The 7,510-nt window shown below is 46.5% G+C and carries 4 protein-coding genes; 2 read left to right on the plus strand and 2 right to left on the minus strand.

All coding sequences use genetic code 11. The features are described 5' to 3' along the window. Window positions 1-115: 115 nt before the first annotated feature. Window positions 116-2,320 carry a multicopper oxidase domain-containing protein gene (locus VIP81_RS18180; protein WP_331964121.1) on the plus strand — a complete coding sequence of 735 codons (2,205 nt, stop codon included), beginning with the start codon at window positions 116-118 and terminating at the stop codon, window positions 2,318-2,320. A 10-nt stretch (window positions 2,321-2,330) separates the two neighbouring features. Beyond that, complete coding sequence (locus tag VIP81_RS18185; RefSeq protein WP_331964124.1) at window positions 2,331-4,370, plus strand: copper-translocating P-type ATPase; 2,040 nt, start codon at window positions 2,331-2,333, stop codon at window positions 4,368-4,370. Between the two features lie 19 nt (window positions 4,371-4,389). On the opposite strand, the gene VIP81_RS18190 is transcribed toward VIP81_RS18185, so the two are convergent. After that, window positions 4,390-6,762 (minus strand): ABC transporter permease, encoded by a 2,373-nt coding sequence (locus VIP81_RS18190; RefSeq protein ID WP_331964127.1) that lies wholly within the window; start codon window positions 6,760-6,762, stop codon window positions 4,390-4,392. Between the two features lie 217 nt (window positions 6,763-6,979). Next, a partial coding sequence (locus VIP81_RS18195) for a class I SAM-dependent methyltransferase (RefSeq protein WP_331964130.1) occupies window positions 6,980-7,510 on the minus strand: 531 nt, incomplete at its 5' end.

The following is a 7,510-nucleotide window of genomic DNA, read 5'->3' on the forward strand; positions in this document are numbered from 1 at the left end:
AAAAAAGCGTACTGGCTGAGCAGCAGCAACGCCATTAAAAATCCGTACTACGGTAATCAGATGCTGACCTGCGGAAAAGTAAGTGACACTATTAAGTAGTACCTTAACTATTATTATGAAAGCAGTATTGCTATATATAACATTCATGAGCCTGTGTAGTGTAGTGGCTGCACAGGCTTCTTTAGCTCCGGCCCCCAAGGTGGTTCGCTACGACCTGTATGTAGGGGATACCATGGTGAACTACTCCGGCAAAACCAAACACGCACTGGCCATCAACGGTACTATTCCCGGACCTACTCTCCATTTCACCGAAGGAGATACCGCGGAAATTTATGTACATAACACGCTAAAAGAAGAAACGTCTATCCACTGGCATGGGCTTCTTTTGCCCAATCAGTACGACGGGGTTTCCTATCTCACCACAAGCCCTGTGAAAGCAGGACAAACACATCTGTACAAATTCCCGCTTATACAACATGGCACTTATTGGTATCATAGTCATACGATGTTCCAGGAACAAAGCGGTATGTATGGCGCCATTGTTATTCATAAAAGAACGGAAACTAACGCGAAGGAATACACGCTATTACTGAGTGACTGGACAGATATGCATCCGCATACGGTGAACCGCTACCTGCATAACGCCAATGACTGGTTTGCTATTAAGAAAGGGTCTGTACAGAGTTATTCGGAAGCTATTCAGCATAAACATTTCTCTACCAAAGTAACCAACGAATGGAAGCGCATGAACGCCATGGATGTGAGTGATGTGTATTATGAACGATTTCTCACGAATGGCAAAGCAGTGGCCGAACAGCCGCAATTTAAAGCAGGAGATAAAGTTCGTTTACGTGTTATCAACGGAAGTTCTTCCACCTATTTCTGGTTGCATTATGCCGGTGGTAAAATCACGGTAGTGGCCAACGACGGTGCAGATGTAGAACCGGTGGAAGTGGACCGGCTACTGGTAGGCGTATCGGAAACCTATGATGTGATGGTAACGATCCCGGATAATATGCAGTATGAATTCATGGCTACGGCTGAAGATCGTACGGGCAGCACTTCTCTGTGGTTGGGACAGGGCATGAAGATGCCGGCCAAACCGCTGCCCCGGTTAAAATATTTTGAGGGCATGAAGATGATGAACGGCATGATGAAAATGAATGGTGACCTGGATACCAGTGATGGTATGCAGATGACCAATCAGCAGATGGATATGAACACCGTGATGTATCCGGAAATTACCGGCGATGATACACCAGCTCCTATGCAGCATGACATGCACGGTATGCAAATGGATAGCACCGCAGGAGATCTGGTAACGCTGAACTACGGCATGTTAAAGGCGCCGGAGAAAACGACTTTGCCCGAAGGGCCGGTGAAGTTGTTGCATTTCGAGCTAACAGGTAATATGAACCGTTACGTATGGAGTATAAACAACAAAACCGTTTCTGAAACAGATAAGATCCTGATTAAAAAAGGGGAGATCGTGAGGATCGTATTATACAACAATACCATGATGCGGCATCCGATGCATTTGCACGGGCATTTTTTTCGGGTATTGAACGGGCAGGGCGAATATTCTCCGTTGAAAACGGTACTGGATATTATGCCGATGGAAACAGATACCATTGAGTTCGCGGCCACTGAAAGTGGCGACTGGTTCTTTCACTGTCATATTCTCTACCACATGATGAGTGGCATGGGGCGTGTGTTCAGCTATGAAAATTCGCCGCCTAATCCGGAAGTGCCGGACCCGGCAATGGCTTACCGCATGCTGAAAAAAGATGATCGCATGTTGCATACCATGGCGAGGGTAGGACTGGAAAGCACCGGCAGCGATGGAGAAATCATGGTAGCGAATACGCGTTACCGTTTGTCGACCGAATGGCGCCTGGGCTTAAACGACCGGCATGGTTATGAAAGCGAGAGTCATTTTGGGAGATACTTTGGAAAAATGCAGTGGTTGTTCCCCTATGTGGGTTGGGATATCCGTTACCGTAAGATGGATGAACCAGAGAAAAATTTATTCGGGCAAAAGAATACGAAAGATTTCAGGCAAGTGTTTCACGTAGGGTTGGAGTATACATTACCCATGCTGATTGTAGCGGATGCATCTGTGGATACAGATGGCAGGCTGCGGTTTCAGCTGATGCGGGATGATGTGCCGGTAACAAAGCGGTTGCGCTTCAGTTTTATGGTGAACACGGATAAAGAATACATGGCAGGGTTCAGATATATTGTAACGAAGAACTTTGCATTTTCAACACATTACGATAGTGACATGGGATTAGGCGCAGGGATTACATTAAGCTACTAAACTACCAGAGATGGAACATCAGCATCAGCACACGAACATGAAAATGGAACATGATATGCCGGCATCTGATCATGCGGCGATGGGACATGGCGGTCATCACGATCATCATGCGATGATGATTGCCGATTTCCGAAAGCGTTTTTATGTGGTGCTGGTACTCACGGTGCCGGTGATGTTGTTATCGAAAATGATTCAGCACTGGTTGGGGTTGTCTGTTAGTTTTTCGGGAGATGCATACGTATTATTGCTGCTGTCTTCTGTAGTCTTTGTATACGGTGGCTGGCCATTTTTAAAAGGCTGGTATGAAGAAATGAAAGCCTGGGAACCGGGCATGATGACGCTGATAGGATTTGCGATTACCGTGGCATATATCTACAGTGTGGCCACAGTGATAGGTTTGTCGGGAATGGATTTTTTCTGGGAACTGACTACGCTGATCCTGATCATGTTGCTGGGACACTGGATAGAGATGAAGTCGGTAGCCGGTGCTTCGCGGGAGCTGGAACTGCTGGTACAGCTGATGCCGGACGATGCGCACCTGGTACATGGGGAGCATATCATGGAGGTGAAAACAGCATCACTGAAAGCAGGCGATATCATTTTAATAAAACCGGGAGAAAAAGTAGCAGCAGATGGTAGTGTTACGGAAGGCGAAACCTATTTGAATGAAAGCATGCTTACTGGTGAATCAAAGCCGGTGCAGAAGCAGAAAGATGATAAAGTCATTGCCGGATCTATTAATGGCAATGGTGCTATTAAGGTGCTGGTGACGCATGGGGCGGACGATTCTTATTTGTCGCAGGTAGTGAAGCTGGTGCAGGATGCGCAGCAATCCAAATCAAAAACGCAATTGCTGGCAGATAAGGCGGCGCGTTGGCTCACGCTGATCGCCATTCTAACAGGCTTAGCCACTTTTTTATACTGGTGGCTCAGCGGCCGTGATTTATCTTTCGCCATAGAGCGGATGGTCACGGTAATTGTTATTTGTTGTCCGCATGCATTGGGGCTGGCCGTACCGTTGGTGATCGCCAGGTCCACGGCGCTTTCTGCGCGGCATGGGCTGTTGATTAAGAACCGTACAGATTTTGAGAATTCCCGTAAAATTACCACCATCGTATTTGATAAAACCGGCACGCTTACGGTGGGTCGTTTTGAAGTGGTGCGCTTTGAAGCCATACAGCAGGGCATGACTAAGGAAGCCATCCTGCAAATGGCGGCGGCGCTGGAGGGAAGTTCGGAACATCCTATTGCCACCGGCATTATGGGCAAAGCGAAAGCGTTGCAGTTGCAAGTGCCGGCGGCAGAAAATGTAACGGCTATTACCGGCAAAGGGATTAGCGGACGGGTAGATGAAAAGGAAGTGAAGGTGGTGAGTCCGGGATATGTGGCGGAATTGTTTAAGGACCGGAATGTTAATGCCGATATACAATCCGGGGAGACCGTCGTTTATGTACTTATGAATGGTGCTGTAGCAGGATTTATTGCATTGGCAGATCAGATCAGGCCGGAATCTGCCGGGGCCATTGCCACCTTGAAAGAAAATCATATCAAAACGGTGTTACTCACGGGCGATAACAAGGTGGTGGCGGAAAGTGTGAGTAGAACATTGGGTTTGGATAGCTTCATTGCAGAAGTATTACCGCATCAGAAATTGGATAAAATAAAGGAATTGCAGCAGCAGGGTGAGTTTGTGGCAATGACGGGAGATGGGATCAACGATGCGCCCGCGCTGGCGCAGGCAGATGTGGGCATTGCCATTGGCAGTGGAAGTGATGTGGCGGCGGAAACAGCTGGTATTGTGCTGGTGAACAGCAATCCCCAGGACGTGGTGAACCTGATTTTGTTTGGGAAAGCCACCTTTCGTAAGATGATGCAGAACCTGGCTTGGGCAACGGGCTATAATATCGTAGCGTTGCCATTAGCGGCCGGAGTGTTATATAAAGAAGGTATTTTATTGAGCCCCGCGGCGGGAGCGGTTTTGATGACTGTCAGCACAGTAGTGGTAGCCATTAATGCCAGCCTGTTAAAAGTGAAGAAAACCGCGAAATAGCGCAATAATAAAAATAAATCTACTCGGATTTCAGGCTTTTCACCGGATTCATAAGGGCGGTTTTAATAGCGGTATAGCCCACCGTGAGCATAACGACTATGATGGAAATAAAGATAGCGACCGCAAAAATGGGGAGGCCCAGGTGAATCCGGTATACGAAGGTATCCAGCCAGTGGCTCATGATGAACCAGGCAAGTGGTGCGGCTACCACAAAAGCCATCAGCAGCATATAGAGAAATTCTTTGCTGAAAAGCCATATAATGCTTTCCACGCTGGCACCCAGTGTTTTCCGGATGCCGACTTCTTTGGTTCTTTGTGTGGCCATGAAAGATACCAGCCCATACAATCCAATACAGCCAATGATAATGGAAAGACCCGTGAAGAGTTGGATCAACCGGAAAATCATATTGTCCAGTTTGTAAAATGCGGCCAATTGCTCATCGAGGAAAGCGTATTTATAAACGTATTGCGGATAAACATCTTTCCATGCTTTTTCCATGGAGGGCGCTATTTTTTGGAGTTGCTCCATATTAATTTTTATGGCGCAATTGAAATAATTATCACCCATGGTGGAGATGAAAATCGGATCTATGGCTTCGTGGAACGATCTGGTGTGGAAGTCTTTCACAACGCCTACAATGATGCCCTGTCCTCCGTTAATAACAGCCCGTTTTCCTAATACGGCTTCATTGGAAGCCAGTTGCAGATTCTTTACGGTGGTTTCATTCACCAGGAATTCGCGGACGGTATCTGATGGCAGCAGGTTGCGGCCTGCCAGCAGCTGTAAACCAAAAGTGGCTACATAATTGGCATCGCCGGCTCTGCTGCAGATCTGAAAGTTTTCTCCCTTTGTACGGGAATCAAATTGAATGCCCGTAGAAGCGGTTCTGGCTACGGCAGGAGCATTGCCGCAGAAGGTTAGCTGCTCTATGCCCGGTACCTCCGACAATAACGAGCGGAGGGTACTTAATTTAGCCGGACTATTATCCGGCACCGGTAACATCAGGATAGCGTTTTTCTGGAATCCTGGATCTGATGAAGTGGAATAGCGCATCTGGTTGGCGATAACGATGGTGCCGATAATCAATAACTGCGAAATTGCAAACTGGGTAATGACGAGTCCTTTTCTGAGCGACAGGCCCCCATTTTTCTGAGATAACTTATTCTTCAGTGCCAGTATTGGCTGAAAGCCGGCGATGACCAGTCCCGGGTATGCCCCGGAGAGGAATACCACGAGCAAGAATAATATTGGTAAAAAGAGCAGGAGGTAAGCATCCTGAAAGAGATGGATCTGCAGTTGTACCTCGAAGAGGTTGTTGAGATAGGGCAAGGCCAGTTGTGCCAACAAGTAGGCCAGCAGCATGGCGATGAACACAATGACCGCTGTTTCAATCATGAATTGCAGGAAAATTTGCCCGCGGTAGCTGCCCAATACTTTCCGCAGGCCAATTTCTTTTGAACGCCCCATGGCCTGGGCAATAGTGAGGTTCACGAAATTGATGCAGGTAGTGATGATCAGCAATAGCCCGATGGCTGCCATTACCCATAAATTTTTCTTTTCGATGTATCCGTTTAACAGGGGATTGAAATGGATATCGGAGATAGGTTGCAGCTCGAATCCGAAAAGTTTTGCGGCGTCTGTATCGTAGTATTTTTTAGACATCGTGGGGAGTAATTTGTTATCCACGTAAGCAGCTGTGACGCCGGGTTTCAGCAATACAAAGCATTGCATCCCTCTGTTTACATTCATCCACCAGTCTTTTTCCACTAACCAGGCCGAATGATTTTTCACGTTATCAAACGGGAAATAAATTTCGGCACGGAAGTCGGTGTTAGCGGGAATATTTTTTAGTATACCCGTTACCGTGAAGTGCAGGGTATCATCGAGCTGAATAGTTTTGCCGATAGCGTTTGTTGTACCGAAGTATTTTTTAGCGATTCTTTCAGTGATGACAGCGGTAAAAGGGTCTTTTAAAATAGTGGCGGAAGATCCGCTTACCAGTGGGAAATCGAAGATGCCGAAGAAGGAGGGATCGGCGAAAGCGATGTCTTCTTCAAATTTTCTGTCACGGGATGTAGAGATGGTTTTTTTGCTTAATGAAGCTACCATGGCCAGTTTCTCTGCTACCGCAAAGTCGTTGCGGAAGGCATCTCCCAATGGATAAGGTACGCCGGTATTGTAACGTAATTTTTCTTCGTGAAAGGCGGTTACAATTCTGTACGCGCGGTTTTTATGTTGGTGGAAGGTATCAAAGCTCAGGTGATATTTCACCATGGTAAAGATGAGTATCAGGCAGGCAATGCCGAGAGAAAGTCCGGATATATTGATGATGGAATGTGTTTTAAAACGCTTTACACTCCGCCAGGCTGCCTTGAAATAATTTGTGATCATGATAGCAGGTTGATGCCTGTTATGGTAAAAAAGATGCCAGTAGTAAAGGGTTCAGATTATCAGTCTTTTTAAGATGTTTATTTTTTAAATATGTTCGGATTTGTACAGTTGCTTGTGCGGTTTTGGTGAAGTGTTTTTTGTGTTCCGGTGGCAACAGGTGCACAAACAAAAAATTATGGGAGGAATAACTCCTGATTATTCCTCCGCTGTTTTTTATTTATCGCTTTCTCCCTACAAATCTAATGACCGCGCTTTTTCCTATATGATATTCGCCTTCATTTGAAACGATTTCTTCTTCTGACAGTATTAATATGTCATAGCTTTCAAAGTCGGCCATGATCTCTGCTTCTGAAAACAGCATATCAATATCATTGGGTCCGCCTACTTTGGGATCCAGCTTTTTCAGGGGCAGATGGCTTTTACTGAAAGCTTCTAAAATAACTACCCCGCCGGGTTTGAGGTACTCATTTAATTTTTTATGAAGGGCCGATTTTTTATCGCCCTCAAAGTGCGCATAGATAAGGCCAATGGCATCAAATGAGGCGGGTTCAAAGGGGAGTTGTTCCAGATCGCCCACTATATAGGATATGGTCACTGCTTGTTCTTTGGCCAGTTGCAATGCTTTTGCTTCTCCTGTTGAGCTAAGATCAACGGAGGTTACCTGCCATCCAAGCACGGCGGCATACACGCCATTACGTCCTTCTCCGTCGGCGGGCATTAAGATGGATCCGGGTTCAAATTTCTGAAG

It is taken from the genome of Chitinophaga sp. (assembly GCF_036566945.1).
Classification (GTDB): Bacteria; Bacteroidota; Bacteroidia; order Chitinophagales; family Chitinophagaceae; genus Chitinophaga.